Source organism: Hymenobacter aerophilus DSM 13606, from assembly GCF_000382225.1.
Classification (GTDB): Bacteria; Bacteroidota; Bacteroidia; order Cytophagales; family Hymenobacteraceae; genus Hymenobacter; species Hymenobacter aerophilus.
This window is the reverse complement of sequence record NZ_KB907828.1, coordinates 12,591-35,219: the sequence shown is the minus strand read 5'-3', so window position 1 is coordinate 35,219 and position 22,629 is coordinate 12,591. Positions and strand designations below refer to the sequence as shown.

The 22,629-nt window shown below is 58.0% G+C and carries 17 protein-coding genes and 1 pseudogene; 14 read left to right on the top strand and 4 right to left on the bottom strand.

Annotation, left to right across the window (positions count from 1 at the left end; genetic code table 11):
- The first annotated feature begins 13 nt into the window (after positions 1-13).
- The 5 genes from H145_RS23005 (at position 14) to H145_RS0116330 (ending at position 8,081) form a co-directional block, all read left to right on the top strand.
- Entirely contained in the window at positions 14-1,249 is a 1,236-nt protein-coding gene (locus H145_RS23005) for a restriction endonuclease subunit S (protein WP_169513206.1), read from the top strand.
- 32 nt (positions 1,250-1,281) lie between these two features.
- On the top strand, positions 1,282-3,162 hold the full coding sequence (locus H145_RS0116345; protein ID WP_019949235.1) for a DUF262 domain-containing protein: 1,881 nt from the start codon (positions 1,282-1,284) through the stop codon (positions 3,160-3,162).
- A 22-nt stretch (positions 3,163-3,184) separates the two neighbouring features.
- Positions 3,185-6,433: a type I restriction endonuclease subunit R gene (locus tag H145_RS0116340; protein ID WP_019949234.1), complete on the top strand. Its 3,249-nt coding sequence runs from the start codon at positions 3,185-3,187 to the stop codon at positions 6,431-6,433.
- Positions 6,426-7,121 (top strand): M48 family metallopeptidase, encoded by a 696-nt coding sequence (locus H145_RS0116335; protein ID WP_019949233.1) that lies wholly within the window; start codon positions 6,426-6,428, stop codon positions 7,119-7,121. The genes H145_RS0116340 and H145_RS0116335 overlap by 8 nt, the downstream gene beginning before the upstream one ends.
- 165 nt (positions 7,122-7,286) lie before the next feature.
- Positions 7,287-8,081, top strand: a complete 795-nt coding sequence (locus tag H145_RS0116330) for a DUF2971 domain-containing protein (protein ID WP_083937818.1) — start codon at positions 7,287-7,289, stop codon at positions 8,079-8,081.
- A 242-nt stretch (positions 8,082-8,323) separates the two neighbouring features.
- Here H145_RS0116330 and H145_RS0116325 read toward each other — a convergent pair whose 3' ends face one another.
- The 3 genes from H145_RS0116325 to H145_RS0116315 form a co-directional block, all read right to left on the bottom strand.
- Positions 8,324-12,121: a hypothetical protein gene (locus H145_RS0116325; protein ID WP_033426366.1), complete on the bottom strand. Its 3,798-nt coding sequence runs from the start codon at positions 12,119-12,121 to the stop codon at positions 8,324-8,326.
- Positions 12,122-12,123: 2 nt separating this feature from the next.
- Positions 12,124-13,308, bottom strand: coding sequence for a CBS domain-containing protein (locus H145_RS0116320; protein WP_019949230.1), 1,185 nt, complete (start codon positions 13,306-13,308; stop codon positions 12,124-12,126).
- A 346-nt stretch (positions 13,309-13,654) separates the two neighbouring features.
- The gene (locus tag H145_RS0116315) at positions 13,655-14,719 is read right to left on the bottom strand and encodes a tyrosine-type recombinase/integrase (protein ID WP_026351576.1); all 1,065 of its coding nucleotides are present in this window, start codon (positions 14,717-14,719) and stop codon (positions 13,655-13,657) included.
- Between the two features lie 229 nt (positions 14,720-14,948).
- Here H145_RS0116315 and H145_RS0116310 point away from each other — a divergent pair, with 229 nt between their 5' ends.
- Positions 14,949-15,269 (top strand): helix-turn-helix domain-containing protein, encoded by a 321-nt coding sequence (locus tag H145_RS0116310; protein WP_157541697.1) that lies wholly within the window; start codon positions 14,949-14,951, stop codon positions 15,267-15,269.
- A gap of 40 nt (positions 15,270-15,309) precedes the next feature.
- Complete coding sequence (locus H145_RS0116305) at positions 15,310-15,555, top strand: hypothetical protein (protein ID WP_019949227.1); 246 nt, start codon at positions 15,310-15,312, stop codon at positions 15,553-15,555.
- Positions 15,556-15,746: 191 nt separating this feature from the next.
- Here H145_RS0116305 and H145_RS25075 read toward each other — a convergent pair.
- A pseudogene (locus H145_RS25075) lies at positions 15,747-16,082 on the bottom strand (recombinase family protein).
- A 104-nt stretch (positions 16,083-16,186) separates the two neighbouring features.
- On the opposite strand from H145_RS25075, the gene H145_RS0116295 reads away from it, so the two are divergent.
- From H145_RS0116295 to H145_RS0116265, 7 genes are all read left to right on the top strand, one after another.
- Positions 16,187-17,098 carry a LysR substrate-binding domain-containing protein gene (locus tag H145_RS0116295; protein WP_019949225.1) on the top strand — a complete coding sequence of 304 codons (912 nt, stop codon included), beginning with the start codon at positions 16,187-16,189 and terminating at the stop codon, positions 17,096-17,098.
- Positions 17,099-17,224: 126 nt separating this feature from the next.
- Positions 17,225-17,626 (top strand): hypothetical protein, encoded by a 402-nt coding sequence (locus tag H145_RS0116290; RefSeq protein WP_019949224.1) that lies wholly within the window; start codon positions 17,225-17,227, stop codon positions 17,624-17,626.
- 227 nt (positions 17,627-17,853) lie between these two features.
- On the top strand, positions 17,854-18,924 hold the full coding sequence (locus tag H145_RS0116285) for a YeiH family protein (protein WP_019949223.1): 1,071 nt from the start codon (positions 17,854-17,856) through the stop codon (positions 18,922-18,924).
- 140 nt (positions 18,925-19,064) lie between these two features.
- Positions 19,065-20,195 carry a c-type cytochrome gene (locus tag H145_RS21755; protein WP_019949222.1) on the top strand — a complete coding sequence of 377 codons (1,131 nt, stop codon included), beginning with the start codon at positions 19,065-19,067 and terminating at the stop codon, positions 20,193-20,195.
- Between the two features lie 74 nt (positions 20,196-20,269).
- Complete coding sequence (locus H145_RS0116275) at positions 20,270-20,764, top strand: DsrE family protein (protein ID WP_019949221.1); 495 nt, start codon at positions 20,270-20,272, stop codon at positions 20,762-20,764.
- A 53-nt stretch (positions 20,765-20,817) separates the two neighbouring features.
- Entirely contained in the window at positions 20,818-21,774 is a 957-nt protein-coding gene (locus H145_RS0116270) for a molybdate ABC transporter substrate-binding protein (protein ID WP_019949220.1), read from the top strand.
- Between the two features lie 61 nt (positions 21,775-21,835).
- Positions 21,836-22,552: a substrate-binding domain-containing protein gene (locus tag H145_RS0116265; RefSeq protein WP_019949219.1), complete on the top strand. Its 717-nt coding sequence runs from the start codon at positions 21,836-21,838 to the stop codon at positions 22,550-22,552.
- Positions 22,553-22,629 lie beyond the last annotated feature (77 nt).

Here is a 22,629-nt window from a genome sequence, read left to right as displayed (position 1 = left end):
AAAGTCTAATAAAATGTCCGCCTCAAGTCAGCTCCCCGAAGGATGGGCTTCCGTCACGTTGGGGGAAATAACGAAAAACATCAGTATCAAAAATACGGACAAGAAGGTTGAACAGGTTGTTTCGGTTACGAAGCATCGTGGTATTGTCAACTCTCTGGACTTCTTTAAAAAACAGGTTTTCAGCAAAGAGTTGTCAACTTATAAGGTAATAAAGCGAGAGCAATTTGCTTATGCGACAATACACCTTGATGAAGGTTCCATAGGTTTTTTGGCAGAGCATGATGTAGCTGTTCTTAGCCCGATGTACACCGTTTTTGAAGCTAAAAAAACGAAAGTTGATACAGGATTTTTATTCACCGTTCTTAAGTCTGACCGGCTTTTGAATATCTATAACAATGTAGGTTTAGGCAGTATAAATAGGCGGAAGTCAATTCCATATTCTGTCTTTGCAAAAATTGAAATTCCGCTTCCCTCGCTTCCCGAGCAGCAGCAGATAGCCGAAATCCTGTCCACGGTGGATGAGAAGCTGGCCGTGATGGACGAACAGTTGGCGCAAACCCAGGAGCTGAAAAAGGGCCTGATGGAACGCCTAATGACAAAAGGCATCGGTCATAGTGTGTTCCATGATTCACCCATTGGAAGAACCCCATCAAGCTGGTCAATTGTATCGATTGGAAAGGTTATGGAACTCATAAATGGAAAGGCTTTCAAGCCTTCCGAATGGGAGAATGAAGGCTTACCTATTATCCGAATACAGAATCTCAACAAGCTGGATGCACCATTCAATTATTACAGTGGCATCATCGAAAGCAAGTATTTAGTCAGCAAGAATGACCTGCTGTTTGCTTGGTCTGGTACGAAGGGAGTCTCATTCGGAGCCAGAGTTTGGAAAGGAGATAAAGCCGTTCTAAATCAGCATATATTCAGGGTAGTGCCTGATAGCGAAAAACTCGATTCCGCATTCGCTTACATTATTTTAAAGCAGGCTCAAGCAGAAATTGAAACGAAGGCACACGGTTTCAAATCATCTTTTGTCCACGTTAAAAAGTCGGACATCACGAAGATGACTATAGCATTGCCGCCTCTTCCCGAGCAGCGCCAAATAGCCGAAATCCTTACAACCGTCGACGACAAGCTGCAAGTCCTCACCGACAAGAAAGCCCAGTACCAGGAGCTCAAGCGCGGGCTAATGCAGCAGCTGCTCACCGGCCAGCGGCGGGTACGGGTGGCGGAGCCGGTTATGGCCTGAACATAACTCCCCCGTTCCTTTTACACCCCACTATGAGTGAAGTGAAATTTGCTATTGAGGCCTATTCCGCCACGTTGTTGCAAGCTAACGGGAGGCCGGGACTACTGGACGGCCGGAGCTTTGTTATTCCCATCTACCAGCGCCCCTATTCCTGGGGCCAGCCGGAAGTGAGTCGGTTGTTCAAAACTATCATCGCGGCATACCAGAGCGGGGGTGAGCCTTCGTTTCTGGGCACTGCTCAGCTCATGCCCCGGCCCAGTCAGCCCGAGCCCGCTACGCACTTTGATATTATCGATGGTCAGCAGCGCCTCACCACCCTGGCCCTGTTCTTCAAGGTGCTGGAGTTAGGCTTCCCGGCCGTGAAGGTGCGCGCTGACCTGCGCGACGGACAGTGGCTCCGCACCAACGTGAACAAGGGCGAGCAGCAATGTTGGTTCTCGGAGGCCCTGGCGCTAACCGAGTTGCCCATTGATGCCGCCCAGCACCCCAATCCTTACATCGCCAACGCAGCCCACATCCAGGCCACGCTGCTCACCGCTCAAGAAGCTGAGGAAGAAGGACGCCCGCCCTTCCGCGTCACGCCAGAGTTCCTTGATTACGTGCTGCACCAGCTGCACGTGGTCATTATCGAAACCCGCGCCGGCCTGGCCAAAACTCTCGATATCTTCAACACCATCAACACCGCCGGCATGGACCTCAACGGCGGCGACGTGTTCAAGATTCAGCTCTACGAATACCTGGCCCGCCGCGCCGACCCCACCGATGCGGAAGCCTCCGACCACATCTTCGGCGCGATTGATGACCTCTATGGTCGTCTCAACGCCATCAAAGACGAAGAAGGCCATCCCGTAACCAACATCGGCGAAGTGCTGTCAGTGTACAAGTACATCCTGATTGAGCAGTCGCAAGCCAACCGGGCTTTGCATGGTGGGGTTAGCACCGATACCTTCTTTGAGCAACTGTTTGCTTACCTGCTGCTAGGCGAAAAGCGCCCCGAGTACGTCAAGCTCAAAGATGCTCTGGGTTCCGACCCACTCCAACAGCTCAATGCTATTCTGGATGCCCGCTTAGCCTGGCAGAGCTATTTCAAAGGCAGTTATCATATCTGGTACACTTTGCAGTGGTGGTCGCGCTACGGGGAGTTCTGGCTGGTGGATGTGGTGTACCTGTATCAGTTTAGTAAGCGGCCCGACTACAGCGTTGCGCAATTCCAGGAGTGGAAGGAGCTGCTGGTGCGCTACTACCTCATCAAGTCACTCCGCTACTTCAAAAAGGTATCCGCCGGCCGCAATTTCACCTTCGACCATATCCGGCATATACTGTCCGGGGCCGCCACGCAAGCCAATACCAACGCCGTGCTCCGGGAGCAGATTGCCACCGAAGACCCCGAATGGCTGCGCGACCAGCTCGTGCGCGAAAACATCTTCGACAATGCCACGCGCTGCCAACTCATGGCGCGCCTGGGAGCCCTCCAGGAGCATCCCGATTGGGACGAGCCCGGGCTGCTGGGCAAATACTTCCACAACGACTACGATGTCGAGCACATCCACCCCTGCAACCCCGACCAGCCCGACGCCGCCGACGAGGACTGGGAAGCCGACCAGCACAAGCTGGGTAATCTGATATTGCTGGAGCGCGGCCTGAACCGCTCGGGCGCCGTCAGGAACTACGACTTTCATTTTAAATGCACTAATGGCTATTCCGTGAGCCAGGTAAATGGCATCGCCCGGCTGCTGGCTGAAACGGCCGAATCCGAGGAAGGCGCTACCCGTACCTGGACGCCCGCCAAAGCTCAGGCCCGCACCGCCGCCGAAGTCGAACGGCTCGTACGCTTCTTGTACGCTGACTGCATACCCACTTCCAACCTAGACGCCCTGTGGGCTGTGGAGGCGGAGCGGGAATTCGTGGGCTAATTCTTACTAGCTGATTATCTATATGCTGACTAATCCCGAATATCTTACCTCCGAACAACCCGCCCTGGCGCTGCTGGAAAAGCTGGGCTACGTTCACCTCGCCGGCAGCGCCCTGGCCTTGGAGCGCCCCGACATTACCCAGGTAGTGCTAACCCAGCGCCTGCAAGCTGCCATTGCGCGCCTGAACCCTTTGCTGGATACCCACAACCAGCAAAAGGCCTTCGACCGGGTAACGTCGGTGCCGGGCGCGTCGCTGATGGAGATAAACGAGGGCGTCTGGAAGCTCATCAAGGGTAACACCGGCCTCTCCCTCAATCAGGAAGTGGACGGCCAGACCACGCCCCTGCCCATCAGCTATATTGACTACCACACCCCCGCCAACAACGAGTTTCTGGTGGTCAGCCAGGTGAAGTACCACGGCAAAACCGGCAACTCCATCCCCGACCTAGTGGTGTATGCTAACGGCCTGCCGCTAGCCGTGCTGGAGTGCAAGGCCAGCGGGGCCAACAACGCCTGGGGCAGCGCCCACAGCGACCTGGAGTTCTACCAAAAAAACTCGGCGCGCCTGTTTCACTACAACCAGCTTTGCGTGGGCATCTGGGGAGTGGGCGGCAAGTACGGCGCCATCCTCACCCCGCCCGCCTTCTACTCCCAGTTCAAGGCCGACGACGAGCCCGAGCTGCTGGCCCTCCTGGAGGGGAGCAAGCCTACCGCCCAGGACAAGCTGCTCTTTAACCTGTTCCGCCCCGACCGCCTGCTGGACTTGGTGCGCCACTTCGTGCTCTTCGAGCTCGACGAGGGCAAGGTGGTGAAAAAGCTGCCCCGCTACCAGCAGGTGCGGGCCGTGAACAAAACCGTGGCCAAGCTCCGCGACCACCAGCAGGGCGGCGTGGTGTGGCACACCCAGGGCAGCGGCAAGTCGCTCACCATGGCCTACCTGGCCCGCAAGCTCCAGGCCCCCGAGTTCGGCTTCGACAACCCCACCGTCCTCATCCTCACCGACCGCAAGGACCTGGACCAGCAAATTACCACCACCTTCCAGAACGTGGGCTTCAAGGGCGTGCAGCAGGCCACCTCCGTGCGCCACCTAGATATGCTGCTGCGCAACGACTACGGCGGCATCATCACCACCACCCTCCAGAAGTTCCAGGAATCCGATAAGGACGCCACCGACGATACGGACACGACAGATGGCGCTGGCAACCCCACCGACCCCGACGATACGTTTGAGGCGCTGGCCGAGCCGCCACTACTTAACCCCGTGCTTACCTCCCAGGTGATTGAGGGCAATAACCTGGTGACGATAGAAAAGGAGCTGGTCGACGGCAAGTGGGTGGTCGTGCGCCGTACGGAACTGGAACTCGTGCCCCTCAGCAACAAGCAGAATCTGTATGTGCTAGTCGATGAGGCCCACCGCAGCCACTACGGCTTCCTGGCTGCCTTTATGCGCACGGTGTTGCCCCACGCCAAGTTCGTGGCCTTCACCGGCACGCCCATTTCCAAGGAAGACAAGTCGACGCTGGCCGAGTTCTACGGCGCTCAGTACCTCGACGTGTACACCATCCTGGAGTCGGTGGCCGACGGGGCCACCGTACCCCTGCTTTACGACGCCGGCATTGCCCGCCTCGATGTGAAGAAGGAGGAGCTGGACGCGGCCTTCGAGGCTCAGTTCGCCCAAGAGTCGGAGGAGAAGAAAAGCAAGCTCAAAGACGAGGCCCTGCGCAAGTACCAGCTCTCCACCGAGCGGGTCACCGAAATAGCCAAGCACCTGCTCACCCACTACCGCGAGAAGATTTACGCCGACAAGTTCAAGGCCATTCTGGTCTGCTCGGGCCGCCGCGCGGCCATCCAGTATCAGCAGGTAATCGAGCAGCTCCGGCAGAGTGGCTTCCACGACTTCACCACCAAGGTAGTCGTGAGCCTGGGCTCGCCGAAGTCGGACCCGCTGGCCGAGGAGCAGCAGGAGCGAGTGAACTGGAACAAGGCCAACCCCCACGCCCTGAAGCCCCTACTGGCCACCCCGTCCGAGGACATCAAGGCCGTAACGGAGGACTTTAAGCTGCCCTTCGGCGACGAAACCCTGCTCGACCAGTCGGGCACCCGCAAGAAGCACGACAACACCGCCATCCTGCTGGTGTCCGACATGCTGCTCACCGGCTACGATGCCCCCATTGCCGCCTGCCTCTACCTGGATAAGCCCCTCAAGGAGCACAACCTGCTCCAGGCCATTGCCCGCGTCAACCGCACCTACAAGAGCAAAGCCGCTGGCTTCATCATCGACTACAACGGCATCACCAAGCACCTGATTCAGGCCCTGGAAATCTTCAGCGGCGACATCCGGCCGGATGATATCCTCAAGAACCTGAACGACGAAATCCCTCAGCTCGAGCTCAACCACGGCAAGCTGCTGGCCTTCTGCAAGCCGCTCAAGGCCAACCGCCACTACAACCGGGATGGTTTCATCAACGAGTGCATCCAGCACATCGAGCCCACCCACCTGCGCGACGAGTTCAAGGAGCTGCTCAAGGCCTTCAACAAGTCGGTGAACGTGGTGTTGCCCAACGTAGCAGCCCTGAAGTACCAGGGAGATTTCAAGCTATTCAACGAAATCAAGGTGCGGGCCCGCAACGCCTACCCCGACGACGAGGAGCTAAAAGTGAGTAAGGAGGAAAGCCAGATGCTCCAGCAGCTCATCGACGAGCACCTGACCTCGGAAGGCGTCCGCAACCTGCTGGCCGAGCCCATCAGTATCATCGACCGGGAGAAATTCAAGCAGGAAATCCTGAATGCTTCGCCCGGCACCAAGATGCTCAAGATGCGCAACCAGCTCAAGCACGTCATCAAGCTGGGCATGGACCGCAACCCCGATTTCTACAAGCCCCTGGCCCAGCGCCTGGAGGAGTTGCTGAAGGAGTACGAAGCCCAGCGCCTCGACCAGGCCCAGCTGCTGCTGGCCTTCACCCAGCTCCAAGACGAAATCATCAACGAAAACCAGGAAGGCAGCGCCCATGGGTTCCTGAACCAACAGCAGATTGACGTGTTCAACTCCCTGAAGACGGTCCTCGATGGCGCGGCCGCCACCGTCACCGCCCAACTGTTCGTCGCCATCGACGGCGAACTGAGCATCGTCGGCTGGCACGACAAGGGCGAGGTCAAAAACGACATGCGCAACAAGATTCGCCGCCTACTCAAAGACCACCTGCCAACCACGGAAGCCAGCCAAAAGGCCAAGGACCTGGTGGACCTACTCAGTAAACACAAGAATGCCTAGCGTACAATACGGCGACCAAGTCATCCCCTACACGGTGCTGGAAAGTCCCGACCTGAAGGCCCACTACCTCAGCGTCGAGCGCGGGCACGGCGTCGTGCTGAAAGGCCGCCGCCTACCCCAACCGGAGGCCGACCAGCTGGTGCTCAAAAAAGCCCGCTGGGTGCTGGAGAAGCTGGAACTGGTGCGCTCCGTGCAGGAAGGAGACATCGTAACCGGCTCGCGCATCGGCTACCTGGGCCGCAAGTACTACACGGAGGTGGTGCTGGAAGAAGGGGTAGCCGAAGCCCGCATTGAGTTCAACCATTCCCGCTTTCGTATCCACGTGGCCCCCGGCCCCAACACCCAAGAAGCCATCCAGCAGGCGCTAAAAGCCTTCTTCCGGGCGAAAGCCCTGGAAAAAATCACCCCGCGCATCCGCAAGTGGTCGGCCCAAACCGGGCTGGTCTACGAGGCCTTTAAGCTGCGCACCATGGAAAAACGCTGGGGCAGCTGCACTGCGGGCAACACCATCTTGCTAAACCCCAACGTGATTCAACTTCCCTTTTCGCTCATCGACTACGTCATCGTACACGAACTCTGCCACACGAAGGTGAAAGACCACTCCAAGGAGTTCTGGGCAGAGCTGAGCAAGCACATGGCTAACTGGAAGGAGCTGGATGAGCGGGTTCAGGGATTTAAAGGGGCATGAGAATGCCTTATTATGTCATCTATTCTCTAATTATTTCAATTTAGACCTTAGCCACTGAGCGCCCAATTATTTTGAGATTCACCTGCAAAACATGCCCTAGTTCTGTCCAGCTTAGCTAAATCATCTCATTTCTCTGCTTTTACCAATCAGGCCATTTCTCTAATCATGCAAAAATCTCCGTCAGCTAAATTACCACACCGAATTTATAAGTACCGCGATTGGGACCGTTCCTTCAACCGCAATTTACTGACTCAGTGTGAGCTTTACTTTTCATCGCCAGCCGATTTCAATGACCCATTCGATTCGCGGTTGCGGGTACGTTATGACAAGCTTTCTGATGGAGAATTGGAGCAGCTATTGTACCAACGCTTTCAGGGTGGTAACCCTACCGCGGGGCATGAAGAGGGCGTAGCAGCAGCAAACCGCGCCTTTCAAAAGATTCGGGATAAGGAAGCGCTAGAAATTATACATCGGGGCGAGTACGAAGCCAACTGTGGCTTCCTGGGCGTATTTTCAGCCTCATTAGAGCGCGACAATATTCTGATGTGGTCCCACTACGCCCAATCGCATAGCGGCTTTGTGGTTGGGATGGATACTAGTCTGCTTTTCGAGGATGTTCCTTGTACCATTGCTGAGGTTTCTTACCAAGATGAATACCCCATACTGTTGCCTGAGCCGCAACCACAACTGGCTGTTATGGACCTAATGAGAGTGTTTAATACTAAGTCGAGCCTATGGGCTTACGAGCGCGAAATCCGGCTTTGCAAGGCTGCCGGTGCAAACAAAACGTTGTCGTTTCGGCCTGAGGTTATTAAGGAAGTTATTTTGGGATGTAAAATCTCTCCGCAGCACCGTAGTGAAGTATTGGCAGCGGCAGCCGGTTTGCCATCTGTTCAACTCTACGAAACGCGTGTGAACGATGAGGCATTCGCCTTAGATATCGTGCCGTTGCTGTTTTAAAAAAAACAGATTCATTCCTCATCTAACAGCCCTTATGAACTCGACGCTTAGTGTTAGTATCTTACTCAATAGTACTTTAGACACCAATAACTTATGTCGCTTGGTGTGCAAGCGCCGGCTCAAATTCATGATGATGGTCTGCTTTTGCAATGAATGCTCTCCCTTTAACTGTAAGATTGCTAATCTGATAGCAGATTATTTGATAACAGAGTAACTAAAAAAGAAGCATAATTTCGCCAATTTCATTGATACAAGTCTTGGTTTAAACTGGCCTCATTATCTTCTTGAACAGCCTCTCGCTCGTATTTCTGCGCCATTTTACGCAGTATTTCAGCGGTACGGTAAGAAGTTGTCTTTACTACTTCGGCATAGCTGAGATACTGTTTGACTAGTTCCCTTTCCTGCTCTCCACCTTCGTAGGGACTACGGGAAGTTGTACCTCTGCTGTTATAGTGGCCAATCATGAAGCCGCGCTCTATGTCGGGCGAAGCCACTTTTTCCAGTAAGGCCCGTACAGCTTCGTGCGGCCACGCCCCGTCAGCACCTATGGGCGAACCACTGAGTATTTGTCCAATCTGCTCGTCCCCAATTTTCTCCCGCCCATTAGCCAATAGGAGTTTACGGGCTAACGCTACCCAATCCGTTAAATGCTGCTGGTCGACACGACCTGTTTTATCTGTACCAGGTATTCCGCGCCAAGCATTTAATAAACGCCAACTGGCGATATTTAACCTGGATTCTTCCTCAGTGAGTACTCGGGGCTCCGTGTTCTTGGGCCGGTAAACGCGGGCTACTAAGTCCACGAATAAGCCAGGATTTGCATTCAATTCCTGAAAGATGAGCGGTGTTCGTTTACTCTGACGTAGGCTGAATGAGTCAGATAGTAATGCAAATTCCAGCTTAATTACACGCTCCCGGTCCGCGTCTGACGCTTCGGCTAGCTTCCCTAAAATGGTATCTACTTTATGCGAGGCTGGACGCTGCGCTGGACGCTCGCGTAATAGCATCTCTAACGCTTCTGTCGCCAAGTCAGTAGATACAACCTGCCCTTGGTACATGCGCTGCCCTAGCAGTTCGATTGCTTTAGTAATATGATTATGGGCTAAGAAGAGCTTGATTCCTTGTTCGGTATCCTCATCGCTCACAAAGAAGTAAGGCAGGAAATCCCAGTAGTATTGCTGGCCTTCTGAAGCCAGTCTACTTACTGCTTGCCAAGTGCGGGGGTTGGCGGGCAGTAAGCGTAGCCACTCAGCTTGCTTAATCGCCGGCCAGTCGGGCTCGTGAGCAGCCAGCACAGATTCTGCCCAGGTGTGCCGTTCAACTTCTGTGCGTAGGCTAATCAATGCGCCGCCTAATCCCAAGGCAAAAACTGCTTCGGACTCCGTATCACTTTTTAGGTACTCGCTAAGCATGTAAAGCGCCTGCGTTTCGGAAACTATATCCGTTTGCCCTAAAATCCGGCCGAGCGTTTGAGGGCTTATTACAAGCGGAATAAGTGAAACTAGCGCGTCGAGTCCTCCTTGTTCATAAATTATGTAGAGGGCCTGGCGCTGGCGCTCGCCAATTAGTATCTGATAAGCTTGGGTATCACCTTCCCGTCCTTCGGGCAGGAGGGGCCAATCGTTAAAAAGCCACAGATACTTCGCAGTAATGTCAGCCGGCTCGAACAGCTCCATGACCGCGGCCAACTCATCAACCCTAGCTGGTAGCATGGCCCAATCGGCATCCGCAAACGAGCGGTGCCGGGAGACTACTTCGCGGGTTTTATCGCGTAGGCGAATGCGGTCAGCATCAGCCGGCACTTCCTGGCTCAAGGCTCGTAGTTGTGCTATAACCTCAGCTTGTTGCTCATAAGGCACCTCAGGCAAATCTTCGATTATGGATTCCCAACGGTCAATATCCTGATGCGCGTTGCGGAGCAGTCGTTCCTGAATGGCAAGTGTTGCCTCATATACCTCGCGGCGGGTTACATTGCGTGAGGGTACCCAATCGCGCCACCGAGGCTTATTCGTGCCGGAGCTTACGCTGTGCGCTTTCGGGCTCAGGGTGCGCAGTAACTGGTCTCCCACCTCTGGTTCTCGCTGTTGCAGCACGTCCAGCACCTGCAGCCTCTGCTCAAGGGAAGCCGCCGTGTGTGGGTACCAAAGTAAAAAGACTTCGCGTAGGCTATTGATAGGCCGGTTAACCAACGGGGGCTCTGGTGCCCGGCGTGAGAGTTCACCCAGTAGTAGCGTAACGGGCAATAAGTAGTCTGGCGACCAGGCAAGCGTTTCCAGCGCCCAGAGCAGGCCTGGATAGTCTGTAGAGGGACCGAAAAAATTCTGACTAGTTTCGAACAGCTGCATAACCGGCGGTGACTCCCCACGCAGGCCATCCTGCACCGCCTGAAGGAATGCACCGGGGGCCGCTTCGGCTAGCCATTGTAGATTGTTAGCGAGCGCCGACCAGATGCGCCAGTCCGCATTAGCGGCGAGTAGCAGTTGGCTTACCAACTGGTCGGCTATATGGCTGGCCGGTTCACCAGCCACTGGGAGGAAGTCTTCCAAAGAACCGAGAAAGGCTAGCGTGGTCGCCAAGCTCTCCTGCAGCTTGCTAGAGTACGGCGGTTCCTTATCAAGCAGGCTGGCGCGATACCATTCTTCCCGCGGCAAATTATAGCGCGGAGGAATACTGCCCAGTACGTGTATGGTGGTCTGCGTGAAACGCCCGAGTTGTTCAGGTGTAATCTGAGCAGCCAGCAAGCTCCACACGTCCCCCTTATCCACGATAAACCAAGTACTTCCTACTAGGCGCACGGGTGGGTCGGGCACGGCTAGCCACTGCACTAACTGACTCTTTACCTGAGCATAATCTGCTGCTGCGGCTACATACACCACGACGGCCTTATCCTCTTCTTTTTGCTCGTCCCAAGTACCAACTAGTAGCGCGGCTATCAAGATATCCTGATGCGCAGTATGTACCCACTTAGGCTTGGCCCCGTGGGCATGCTCCGTCAAGGCCCGGCGGAAAGCGGCAAAGCTTCGGCGAGCGATACCGGCTAGGGCATCGGCGCGTTCCGGAGAGATGGCCAGCGTCCGCAGTAGCTCACTAGTTTCTAAGCGCGGCAGGCGTGGTAATTCGAGAGCTTCATTTTTCCAGTTGGTATCCGCTCGGTCGAGCGGCACCACCACACGGTGGCCTTGGCGCAGAGCGCTGCTGATAACGCTATGGTCATTGAAGAGTGGTACCAGCAGTAGCGTGGAATAACTGGCTACCAACTCACGCCATGCCTCAACTGTATGCACGACTATGCAGCGGGCGAAGAAGCCTAGCCGCTCATTCTCGGGTAGCTCCTGCAGGGCCGCCGCAAACATGGCAAGAGCCTCGGAGCGCGAATCAGCCTGTATGCCAAGGGATTTTTCGGGTCCCTTAAGCCATGTATGAATTTCTCGTACTATTCCCAGCCGGCCGAGCGTAAGCAAGGCAGCCGGGGTAGGGGGAGTTGTTTCAGCCGCCCAGTCGAGCCAGTAAGTTTCTAAGTCGGTGACGTTGGCCGGGCGCTTGCCGAGCAGGTGGGCAAACCAATAGTGGACGGCTGGGGCAGTAGTCAGCCAAGCTTCAAGGTCTTTGGCGTCGTATACCCTGACTTCCTTCCATATCTTCTCTGCCTGCCGGTCCGATACGAACTGCCGCTTGGCCGGGGCCGGCCAGTTCCGGGAAGTCACCAATACGAATGTGGTGGTGCCTGGCACCAACCCAAGCGACTTGGCTGTCCGCTTATCGTAGTCAGATTTTGCTTTCGCATAGGTGACGGGAGAGGTGCCGATTTCCCAGCCTGCAGTGCCCTCTGGTACGAATACCGTACCTGTGATATCTTGCGTGATACCGTCCCAGCCACCTTCATAAACACTGCTACCACCAGGGAAATCAACCAGGGACAGGCGGGGCGCAGTGGCTAATACGAGTCGCCGAATTACCTCAGGTAGCTGCGCTTTAGCTGCTGGCTGGTCAGACCAAAAGTCAATCTCCGAGGCCGAGGCGCTTAGTAATGTATTCATCATATTCATCGTTGTGCGTCCACCGCGAAAGTTATTTGCTGGCCGGGCAGGTCCACATCTACAACGGTCCAACCTTTTTGAGTCCACTGCATAGTGTAGCTGGAATCCGTCGTCCACCACCCTACTTCCGTATCAGCTTCAGGGGGGAGGCTGAGACTGATAGTACCCTTTATGGTATCGATAGAAAACATGGGACTGTCATTCGTTGGCTTACCGGCTTCGAGTGCTTGAATAAAATTGCTCAGGCCAACAGCAATTTCCTGCTCGGAATGAGGCAGTTCGACAAGTAACGCGGCGGGCTCGGCCCGCTCCGGAATTTTACATACTTCTTGCCAGTCCGCGTAGGTGTTCAATTCATCGATAAGGGGCTGGTCGATGCCTTTTCTAAAATGGAAAGCATCGTTGCGAGCACCTAGTACGGGTTGTACCCGCTTAGTCCAGCCCGGCATATCGTAAGGCTGAAACGCTTGTCCAATCTCCGCCCAGGCCGCTGGATTCTGAATTAGCTGCATCAGCTCGGAGAAAGTTAAGTCCTTCAGGGTTCTAGTATTAGGCTTGATTGGGAAGACTTTTCTTGCATAGCTTTCTAACTCATTGTCTGGCATTACAATACCCTTATCTGCGCAGAGCTTTTTAATCAATTTTAAGGCTTTGCCATTATTATCTTTTGTTGAGTTGCTCAGGTTGGCAATGGCCTCGTTCAGAGCATTGTCATCGTGGTAGGCGCGGCGAATAACCTTTTTTAATCCTTCTTCTATTTCTTTAGTAAGAATATAGGGTTTTCCCAGCGTTGCTAAATAGGCCATTAACTCTACCTTAGACACTTTACCAAGCGCCTTACGCTCTGTTCTATTGTTGATGATGTATAAACTGTGATGCGTTGATAAAATAAAATTGTCAATGTGGTCATACAGGTCATCGTCGATGGCTACTGGTTCGGGGCGCATCTTGTGCGTCTGCTCCATAGCCGTGCTGGCAATTAAGTTATTCAGTGGCATAGGGGAAGCCTTCCAAACTTGCATAATCCCGTAGACGGTGATAACCCCTTGCAGCGTTTCCGTTTCGTCTACTACCGGCAGAGCACTTATTCTGGAAGTAGACATGATTGCCAGAGTCGCGTCTAATGCGGTATTGGGCAACACCTTGATATTTTGGATAGAAGTTATCAGCTTGTCGATAGAAATTCGCATACTAACAATTGCACTTTCAAAAACTGGTTTAATCGACTGTCTTCACTAAGTAGTTGGCTAACAGTTGATTTTCGGTGCTCTACTTCTTGAATTTATATAAGTGCCATGAATAGTTTGCCCGTCGTTGCTATGGCTGAACATAGACTCAACTAACTAATTGCATCATACGACAGCGATAGGTAGCGCTTCTGACAGCCAAGAAACACACTGGTCTAAGGTGGTCCAGTGGGATAGTCAAGTGAAAGCGGGCAGTGAGCTAAGATAGGTTGTTTACGAAACTGTTGAGCGCTTCACTGGAAAATTCGCCTCGTAAAAGCGGTTGATTTACGACGTGGTGTTCTGCAAATTACAGTCCCAACGCCTGCGCGGCATTATAAGAAACCACGTTGTTGAGCTGCGTATAGCGCTCAATCATGGCATCTGTCTTCTGCTTGGTCTGGTTCTTAATAGCCTTATGGGACTGCCCGTTGAGCACAGCTACCGTTACAAAGGACACACGTAGAGAGTGGGCCGAGTAACCCAGCCCCAGCCGCTTTTGCACCAGTTTGTTGATGGAGATGTCGGAAAGCCGTTTCTCCGAAGCAGCAGCCATCTGACCCGCCGCGGCCCGCGGAATCTTGACAAATAGTGGCCCCGTAGTCCGGCCCAGCAGATTGAGCCAGGCCCGGAGGCAGCGTACCGGGCAGAAGTCCATCGTAGGGGCATAGAAAATGGCTTTATCCTCCACCGCGCCGTACTGGTTGGTCTTGCTTTTGGTTAGGTGAACCAGCAAGGCCCGCTCCGTGAATTCCAGTTGCTCAATGTTTAGTTCCACCAGTTCCGAGCGCCGAAAGGCTCCCGCAAAGCCCAACAACAGCAACGCCCGGTCCCGTAGCCCGGCCGATGTTTCCAGATCAATGCGGCGGATAGCCTGCTTTAGCTCCTCTACGGTAAACGCCTGGGCCTGATCCTGGCGCTTGCCCAGGGTGCGGGCAATGCCTTCCATCACAACGTTGAGCGCATCGAGCGTGGCCGGCAGCCGGTGGCCGGCGAGCTGGTGGGCTTTGCGGATGGCCGCCAAGTGCCGCTTAATAGTAGCCAGCGAATGGGGCCGGGTGAGGGGCTGCTGGCCTTTGCGCTTCTTCTTTTCCCCACGGCCCCCGGTGCCGGGTTCCGGGATTGGTTTTTCCGTCGCCAGGTAGGCCACGTACTCGGTCAGCGTTTCCACGTCGGCCGGCAGCGCCCGCAGCCCGTGCCGTTCGCAGAAGCCGACGTAGCTTTTCAAGTCCGAGGTATACGCGCGCTCCGTGTTGGCCGCGCCCTGCAGGCCGACCTCCAGGAAGCCGGCGACTTTGGCCGAGGCCCGGGCCAACTGGGTACTGACCGTGGGGGGAACAGTGGACGCCGGAACAATCGAAAGGTCTTCGCGCATAGAGTACGTGTAGGCTACTGAATTTGGGAGTTCAATTCGTCCGTTGGTGTACACCTTATATATAGGTGTCGGAACTGGGTCAAACGGCCACTCTTTTCATGGGTAAATATAAGTTATGATAAGTAAAGCTTATCATAACTTAAAAGTAGACATACAATAAGTTGTATTAGCTGCTCAGTTCAGACTTGTCTTGGTACACCACTAGCAGCAAGGGGCATTAGTCCCCTATGTGTCTAGCTTCCCTTCCCCCACTGCCCCGCCTGCCGCTTCGCCTCGGCGTTTTACGGATCTGCTACGCCACAGCCACTACCGTTTTACCGAGCGCGAACTGATGCACCATCTGGGCATGAGCTATCGCACCATCAAGCAGCGTGAGGCTAACCCCTCCACCCGCACGATTGGTGAGCTGCTGCGGGTCGCGGATTTGCTCAACGAGCGCGTGCAGGACATCATGGCCGTAGTTTTGGCGGAGGTGCAGGCCGGCAACTACCCCCCCGGCGGGAACGGACTAGGCTTAAATTATGTCAAGTTTTTACATGTAAAAACTTGACATAATTCGTATATTTGTCTTCTGCGTATTTCTGTTTGCTATGCCCCAATCCATCATGCAGCGAGTCCGCCGGCAAGTCGAGGCCTTTGCGCCGGGCGAGCTGCTGACCTATGCCGATCTGGTAACGGAGCCCACCGAGTTCGGGGCGGTGGCCGCGGCGCTGAGCCGGTTGAGCCGGCAAGGCCTGCTGGTTCGCTTTGCCAAGGGCCAGTACTACCGGCCCCAGACCAATCGGTTTGGTCCGCTGCAGCCTTGGCCTTGGTTAAAAGTTTGGTACAAAGGTTAAACGGGCGGGGCCGCAGGAAACTCCCAGTCGAAGGCAAAAAGGGCCTCCAAATCGAAGGGGAGTGAATCTTTTAGGGCGTCGTCCGAGAAATCGAACTCGCCGTTCAGATTGATGTGCTGCCAGCTCGCCCGTGAGCTGGCAGCACATCAATCTGCCACGGACTAGCGCTCGGCCGCCGGGGCATGAAGCAGCTACTGGTTGGGACAAAGGCAATTCCAACAGACGATTACGTTCTGCACCAGCCGTTTGCAAGGGCCTGCTTGCGTGGGTGGTCGCATGCCCGCCGTCGCCCGCTCATGGATACTCTCGCGGCCATACCCAGCCAGCGCGGCGAAGAGGCACAAGACCGACCGCCCGGCCGGGGTGGCCGTATCGATGACTAGGTCCAGAGCGACGAAGCGGACCTGCCGGGCGTGCAGAGCGGCCACCACCTACGTGATGTGGGCGCTGTTGCGGCCCAGCCGGTTCAGGCGGGCTAAAGTCACCGTGTCTCCGGCACGCAACGTGGCCAGCCGCTCGGTGAGCACCGGGCGCTGTGAGCGTGCCGCTGATTTTTTCCCAAATCAGGCGGTCTACGCCCGCGACCTTTAGTTGTCCATATCAAAATGTCACATCTGCGTACTTTGCCGCCATGTCCGATTTCCGTCTGCGCGTATTTGCTGCCGTGGCCCGGCACCTGAGCTTCACCAAAGCTGGGCAGGAGCTGTTCGTGAGCCAGCCGGCCGTCACCAAGCATATCCGGGAGCTGGAGGCGCAGTACGGCCAGCGCCTACTGGAGCGGCGCGGCAACCGCGTGACCCTCACCGAAGCCGGCCGCCTGCTGCACACGCACGCCGAGGCCGCCGCCGCCGCCCAGCAGCAGCTGGAAGACCAGCTGCTGGGCCTGCGCGACCCCGACGAGGCCGCCGGCCGCCTGCGCCTGGGGGCCAGCACCACGCTGGCCCAGTACGTGCTGCCGGGGCTGCTGCCCGCCTTCCAGGCCCGCTACCCGCAGGTGCAGCTCTCGTTTCTGAACGCCAACTCCGAGCGCATTGCCGAGGCCCTGCTGCGCGGCGAGCTGGACCTGGGCTTCGTGGAGGGCCGCACCAAGAGCCACGACCTGCACTACGAGCTGCTGCTGCCCGACGAGCTGGTGGCTGTGCGCCGCACCACGCCCGGCGGCCCGCCCGCCGCGCCGCTGCCCCTGGCCGAGGCGCTGGCCCACCCGCTGGTGCTGCGCGAGCGGGGCTCGGGCACGCTGGAAATCCTCGAATTTGCCCTGCGGGCGCAGCACATCAAGCTCAGCGCCCTGCCCGTGGCCATTTACCTGGACAATACGGAGGCCATCAAGCGCTACCTCGAAGCCGCGCCCACCGCCCTGGGCTTCGTGTCGCGCCGGGCCCTGGACCGCGAGCTGGTGGCCGGGCTGCTCGAAATCATGCCCATTGCCGGGCTGCACCTGGCCCGGCAGTTTGAGGCGGTATCGGTGCAGGGGCAGCCACTGGCCCGGCCGGCGCAGCGGTTCCTGAGCTTCGTGCAGGGGCAGCTGAAGGGGGGCAAATAAAAAATGGTGATGCCGGATAACTATTCTGTATCCGCTGAAAGCAACACTTTATGAGCAGCTTACGTACCATTGCAGCGTAGTGCGGACCGGGTGGTTCGCCCATCTTCACCCGACTTGCTTATACTCATGGAAAACACTCCGCAGCCCGCCCCAACCGATGCGCAACCCGCCGCCGAACCGGCCGCCCACGATGGCACCCCGCACTACGGCGACTTCGGCCACCCCGCCGACCCCACCGCGCCCCGCCACTACCAGGCCCCGACCAACGACGGCTCGAACGACAACCCCGACGAGTTCAGCGAATTTCGCGGCAAAAATGCCTCAGCCACCGAGCAATACTGCCTACCCGGTGCTATTGCTGACCCAAATTTGCAGCGCGGGCACGTCGAGCAAAACCAGCACCCCGAAGCCATTGCCGCAGCCGAGGGGGGCAGCGACGCCGAAGAGCGCGCCGCCTACGCCCTCGACGACCCGCGCTACGCTGGCGGCGACGTATTCGATTTGAAGGACGAGCAAACCGGCTTCTAAGCCCTCAGGCCAGTAGTTCATCCGTCCAGCGGCCGGCTCGTGGTGTACGAGCCGGCCGCTGGCGTTTCCAGCCCTCGCGGCGGCCGGCTTGGCCACGCAAAACGGACGCGCCACCCTGGCTCGGCCCGGGCAATCAATAACCTTTGGTTATGCAGGATAATACTATTGGATAATCCAATCGGTGGGCAACGCCGTATATTTGCCTCAGAAACAAACCCCTCCCGCTCATGGCCCTCCCAGTTCAGCCCACGCCGCTTCAAGCTTCCACCCCGCTGCCCGCCCCTGCCCCGGCCGGGGAAACCGCCGCCCCCGAATTCAACGAAACCACCGGCTTCTTCCGCCACCTGCACACGCCCCGGGTGGTGTTCGGGCAGGACTTCACCTTGAAGCAGGTGGTGTTCGTGCTGTTCTTCGTGTTCTGCCTCACGCCCTGGGCCTCGCCGCCCATTGCCCTGGCGCTGGGCCTGCTGCTGGCCCAAACCATCGGCAACCCCTTCACCACGCAAACCAAGCAGGCCACGGCCAAGCTGCTCCAGTTCTCGGTTATCGGGCTGGGCTTTGGCATGAATGCCCACGCGGCGGTGCAGGCCGGCAAGGAGGGCATCATTTTCACGGTGGTGTCCATCTTCGGCACGCTGCTGCTGGGCCTGGTGGTGGGCCGGTGGCTGGGGCTGGGCAAGCACGTGGTGCATTTGATTTCGTGCGGCACCGCTATTTGCGGCGGCTCGGCCATCGCGGCCATCGGACCGGTGCTGCGGGCCAAGGACGAGGAAATGTCGGTGGCGCTGGGCACGGTGTTCGTGCTCAATGCCGTGGCCCTATTCGCCTTCCCGCCCATCGGCCACGCCCTGGCCATGACGCAGAACCAGTTCGGCCTGTGGTGCGCCATTGCCATCCACGACACCTCTTCGGTGGTGGGGGCGGCGGCGGCCTACGGCAACCAGGCCCTGGAAGTGGCCACCACCGTGAAGCTGGCCCGCGCCCTCTGGATTATCCCAATTTCCATCGGCACGGCCATGCTATTCAAGCAGAAGGGCGTGAAGGTGAAAATTCCCTACTTCATCTTTGGTTTCATCGCCGCCATGCTGGTCAACACCTTTATTCCCGCCGCCAAGCCCCTGGGCCCGGTGATGGTGAATCTGGCCAAAATCGGCCTCACGGTGACGCTGTTCTTTATCGGCGCGGGCCTCTCGGCCAAGGTGGTGCGCTCGGTGGGAATAAAGCCCTACGTGCTGGGCATTCTGCTCTGGGTAGTGATTTCGACCGGCTCGCTCTACGTGATTCTGCACACGGTCTAGCCGCCTGAACGGGGCAGAGCGGCCGAATGGTAGCGCTTGCTTTGCCCGATTTAACTAATTGACTGTCTGCATTCCGCAAAACAAGTTGTTTTGCGCGCTGGCTGGCCATTGCCGCCTGTTTCACCTCTCTCCCTGGCCTCATGGAAACCACTCCCGACCCCTCGCCTCGGCTGCAGCCGGAAGACAAGCAGGCCTTCATCAAAATCGCTGGCCTGCTGACCTGGGTGATTGCCCTGATGGTGCTGGTAGTAGCCGTGACGGCCTACATCGTCGTCTTCAACCCCAAAACGCCCGACCTGCTGGCCGATGCCCCGGCCACGACGGCCGCCGCTGCGAGTGGGCCTGCGGCGGGCTTGCCTGACGTTGCCGGGGGGGCTGTGGGGAGCAAAACCAACTTCTTCCAGCCCGCCCGCTTCGTGCTCGACAGCGTGAAGCCCGACCCGGAGGGCCAGCTCATCCGCTACGGCCACGAGCTGATTGCCCACACCGCCCACTACCTCGGCCCGCAAGTGGCCAACCCGGCCCTGCGGCTGGCCGGCAGCAACCTGGCCTGCCAGAACTGCCACCTGCAGGCCGGCCAGAAGGCGTTTTCGGCCCCCTACGTGGGCATCTGGGGCATTTACCCCACCTACAAAGGGCGCGAGGATGCCATCAGCACCCTGGAGGACCGCATCAATGGGTGCATGACGCGCAGCCTCAACGGCCGGCCCCTGCCGGTGGACGGCAAGGAGATGAAGGCCATCATCACCTACATGAAATGGCTGGGCCGCCAGGTGCCAGTGGGGGAGAAGGTGAAGGGCCAGGGTTTTGTTAAGTTCACCATGCCCAACCGCGAGGCGAATCTCGGGCAGGGCAAAATCGTCTTCGCCCAGCAGTGCACCAGCTGCCACGGAGCCAATGGCCAGGGCCGCCTCAACGGCACGCTGGCCGCCGATGGCTACCAGTACCCGCCGCTGTGGGGGCCCGACAGCTACAACGACGGGGCCGGCATGCACCGCCTGCAAACGGCGGCCCGCTTTATCAAGGCCAACATGCCTTTCGGCGCCACGGCCGAGCACAGCATCCTCACCGATGACGCCGCCTACGACGTGGCGGCCTACATCAACTCGCTGCCCCGCCCGCGCATGGCCCACCTGGAAAAGGACTACCCCAACCTGAAAAAGAAGCCCGCCGACTGCCCTTACCCGCCTTACGCCGACCGGTTTACGCAGCACCAGCACCAGTTTGGTCCCTACGCGGCGATGGAAGCGGGCAAAAAGGGCGGCGAGTAGCCCCGCACCGATTTCCAGTTTCACCCCTTTCGTTTTCACCGCGCTGCTTCGGTGGTGCCCTTTCCCCAGTTGCCATGAAACACCTGCTGCTGACCGCCGCGCTGCTCGCCGGCCTCACCCTCTCGGCCCGCGCCCAGACGCCCGCCACCCGCAACGCCACCGCCATGCATGACCGCGAAGCTTTTCAAAAAGGTGCCTTCCAAGGGGCCACGGCCGACCAGGCCCAGTACCATGTCATCTACCAGCTCGACAGCGACGACCCCAAGCTCATCCAGCAGACGCTGCGTAACATCGGCAACGCGCTGGAGGACAGCCGGCTTAAAGGCAAGCTCACCGTGGAGCTGATTGCCTTCGGCGGGGGCACCACGCTCTACCGCAAGGACCAGCCCTACGAGGCCCAGCTCACGGCCCTCAAGCAGAAAGGCGTGATTCTGGCCCAGTGCCTGAACACGCTGAAGGAAAGGAAAATGAGCAAGGACGAGCTGCTGCCGCTGATTTCCTACGTGCCCAGCGGCAACGGCGAGCTTATTATCCGGCAGGCCCAGGGCTGGTCGCTGGTGCATCCGTAGCGCCGGGCTCTCCGCTGCTTTCGTGCTTTTCTCCGCTTTCCTTACCCAACCCCATGAAACCCCTTCCGCACCTGCTGCTGGCGCTGGCACTGGCCGCCCCGGCCGCCCTTTTCGCCCAGACCATGCCTATCCAAAAGCCCACGCCGCCCGAGCCGGCCCACCGCTTTGACCCGCCCTGGAACGCGCCGTTTCAGGCTGGAGTGCCCTTCACGGTGCCGGGCATCGACAACGCGCCCGACCTCTACGGCGACGTGGTGGACCCGCAGTTGGTGGTGTTTTTCGGGGGCAACCAGTTCATGGTGCTCGATGATTTGCTGAAGGAGTTCCGCAAGGCCCACCCCGAGTACGTGCGCATTTTCGTGGAAACGCTGCCGCCCGGCATCCTGGCTAAGCAGATTACGCAGGGCAGCCTGGTAGTAGGCAACCTGCGCATCGAGCTGAAGCCCGACGTGTACGCGGCCGGCAAAAACCGCATGGATATGACGCCGGAGTGGTTTGCCCGCACCACCAGCTACGCCCAGAACCGGCTGGCCATCCTCGTGCGCCAGGGCAACCCCAAGAAGGTGACCAGCCTGCGCGATTTGGGCCGGCCCGAGGTGCGCGTGAGCATGCCTAACCCCGAATGGGAAGGCATCGGCAAGCGCATCGAGGAATCGTACGAGAAGGCCGGGGGCGCGGCCTTGAAAACGGCCGTGATGACGACCAAAGTGAAAGCCGGCAGCACTTACCTGACCCAGATTCACCACCGCCAGTCGCCCCTGCGGGTGCTCTACGACCAGTCCGACGCGGCCCCGGTGTGGTACACGGAGGCCTTTTATCAGAAAATGCTGGGCCACCCGGTGGAAAGCGTGGCCATCCCGGCCAAGGAAAACATCATGGCCAACTACGTGGCCGGGGTGATGAAAGCCGCGCCCCACGCCAAGGCCGCCGAAGACTTTGTGGCCTTCCTTAACAGCCCAGACGGGCAGGCCGTGTACCAGAAATACGGCTTTTTGCCGCCCGTTAAGTAACGCGCTAATACCCATGAAAACATCCCCGCTTACCCGGCTCCGCCGCTTCGCTCTATTGCTCATGTCTCCTGCTCTGCTCGCGGCCGCGCCGGCCGCCGCCCAAACCCTGCACGTGTACGGCCCCGGCGGCCCGGCCACGGCCATGAAGGAATGCGCCGCCGCCTTCACCAAACAAACCGGCCTGGACGTGGCCGTCACGGCCGGCCCCGAGCCCAAGTGGCTGGCCCAGGCGCAGCAGGACGCCGACCTGGTGTACGGCGGGGCCGAGTACATGCTCACCCAAACGGCGCTGGCCCACCCCGGCTTTATCGACGAAGCCAGCCGCACCAGCCTCTACGCCCGGGAGTCGGCGGTGCTGGTGCGCCCCGGCAACCCGCTGCACATCAAGCGGCTCGAAGACCTGGCCCGGCCCGGCGTGCGCCTGCTCGACGTGAACGGGGCCGGCCAGATGGGCATGACCGAGGACATGGCCCGCAGCAGCGCCCTCATCAGCAACCTGCAGCACAACACCAAAACGTCGGTCAAAACCAGCGCCGAGGCCGTGGACCTCTGGCAGCAAAAGCCCCAGGACTACGACGCCTGGATAACCTATGCCTCCTGGCAGCCGCGCCTGCCCGGCTCGGCCCTCGTGCGCCTGCCCCGCGACCAGCGCGTGAGTCGGGGCACGCCCATTGCCCTCACCCAGCGCACCACGCAGGCCGCCGCGGCCCGGCAGTTCGTGGCCTTTCTGCAGTCGGCCGACGGGCACGCCATTTTCCGCCGCAACGGCTGGGAATAGGCCGGGCGTTGGCGGCCGGAAAGCAAACACGAAGAACGTCCTGCTTCGGCTGCGCTCAGCAGGACGGGCAAATGGCT

Bases quoted from the DNA above. Each gene is read 5' to 3' on its own strand.
- H145_RS0116335 (WP_019949233.1), top strand. From the start codon at position 6,426: ATGCCTAGCGTACAATACGGCGACCAAGTCATCCCCTACACGGTGCTG.
- H145_RS21755 (WP_019949222.1), top strand. From the start codon at position 19,065: ATGGAAACCACTCCCGACCCCTCGCCTCGGCTGCAGCCGGAAGACAAG.
- H145_RS0116305 (WP_019949227.1), top strand. From the start codon at position 15,310: ATGCCCCAATCCATCATGCAGCGAGTCCGCCGGCAAGTCGAGGCCTTT.
- H145_RS0116340 (WP_019949234.1), top strand. From the start codon at position 3,185: ATGCTGACTAATCCCGAATATCTTACCTCCGAACAACCCGCCCTGGCG.
- H145_RS0116270 (WP_019949220.1), top strand. From the start codon at position 20,818: ATGAAACCCCTTCCGCACCTGCTGCTGGCGCTGGCACTGGCCGCCCCG.
- H145_RS0116330 (WP_083937818.1), top strand. From the start codon at position 7,287: ATGCAAAAATCTCCGTCAGCTAAATTACCACACCGAATTTATAAGTAC.
- H145_RS23005 (WP_169513206.1), top strand. From the start codon at position 14: ATGTCCGCCTCAAGTCAGCTCCCCGAAGGATGGGCTTCCGTCACGTTG.
- H145_RS0116275 (WP_019949221.1), top strand. From the start codon at position 20,270: ATGAAACACCTGCTGCTGACCGCCGCGCTGCTCGCCGGCCTCACCCTC.
- H145_RS0116325 (WP_033426366.1), bottom strand. From the start codon at position 12,121: ATGATGAATACATTACTAAGCGCCTCGGCCTCGGAGATTGACTTTTGG.
- H145_RS0116345 (WP_019949235.1), top strand. From the start codon at position 1,282: ATGAGTGAAGTGAAATTTGCTATTGAGGCCTATTCCGCCACGTTGTTG.
- H145_RS0116290 (WP_019949224.1), top strand. From the start codon at position 17,225: ATGGAAAACACTCCGCAGCCCGCCCCAACCGATGCGCAACCCGCCGCC.
- H145_RS0116285 (WP_019949223.1), top strand. From the start codon at position 17,854: ATGGCCCTCCCAGTTCAGCCCACGCCGCTTCAAGCTTCCACCCCGCTG.
- H145_RS0116315 (WP_026351576.1), bottom strand. From the start codon at position 14,719: ATGCGCGAAGACCTTTCGATTGTTCCGGCGTCCACTGTTCCCCCCACG.
- H145_RS0116295 (WP_019949225.1), top strand. From the start codon at position 16,187: ATGTCCGATTTCCGTCTGCGCGTATTTGCTGCCGTGGCCCGGCACCTG.
- H145_RS0116320 (WP_019949230.1), bottom strand. From the start codon at position 13,308: ATGCGAATTTCTATCGACAAGCTGATAACTTCTATCCAAAATATCAAG.
- H145_RS0116265 (WP_019949219.1), top strand. From the start codon at position 21,836: ATGTCTCCTGCTCTGCTCGCGGCCGCGCCGGCCGCCGCCCAAACCCTG.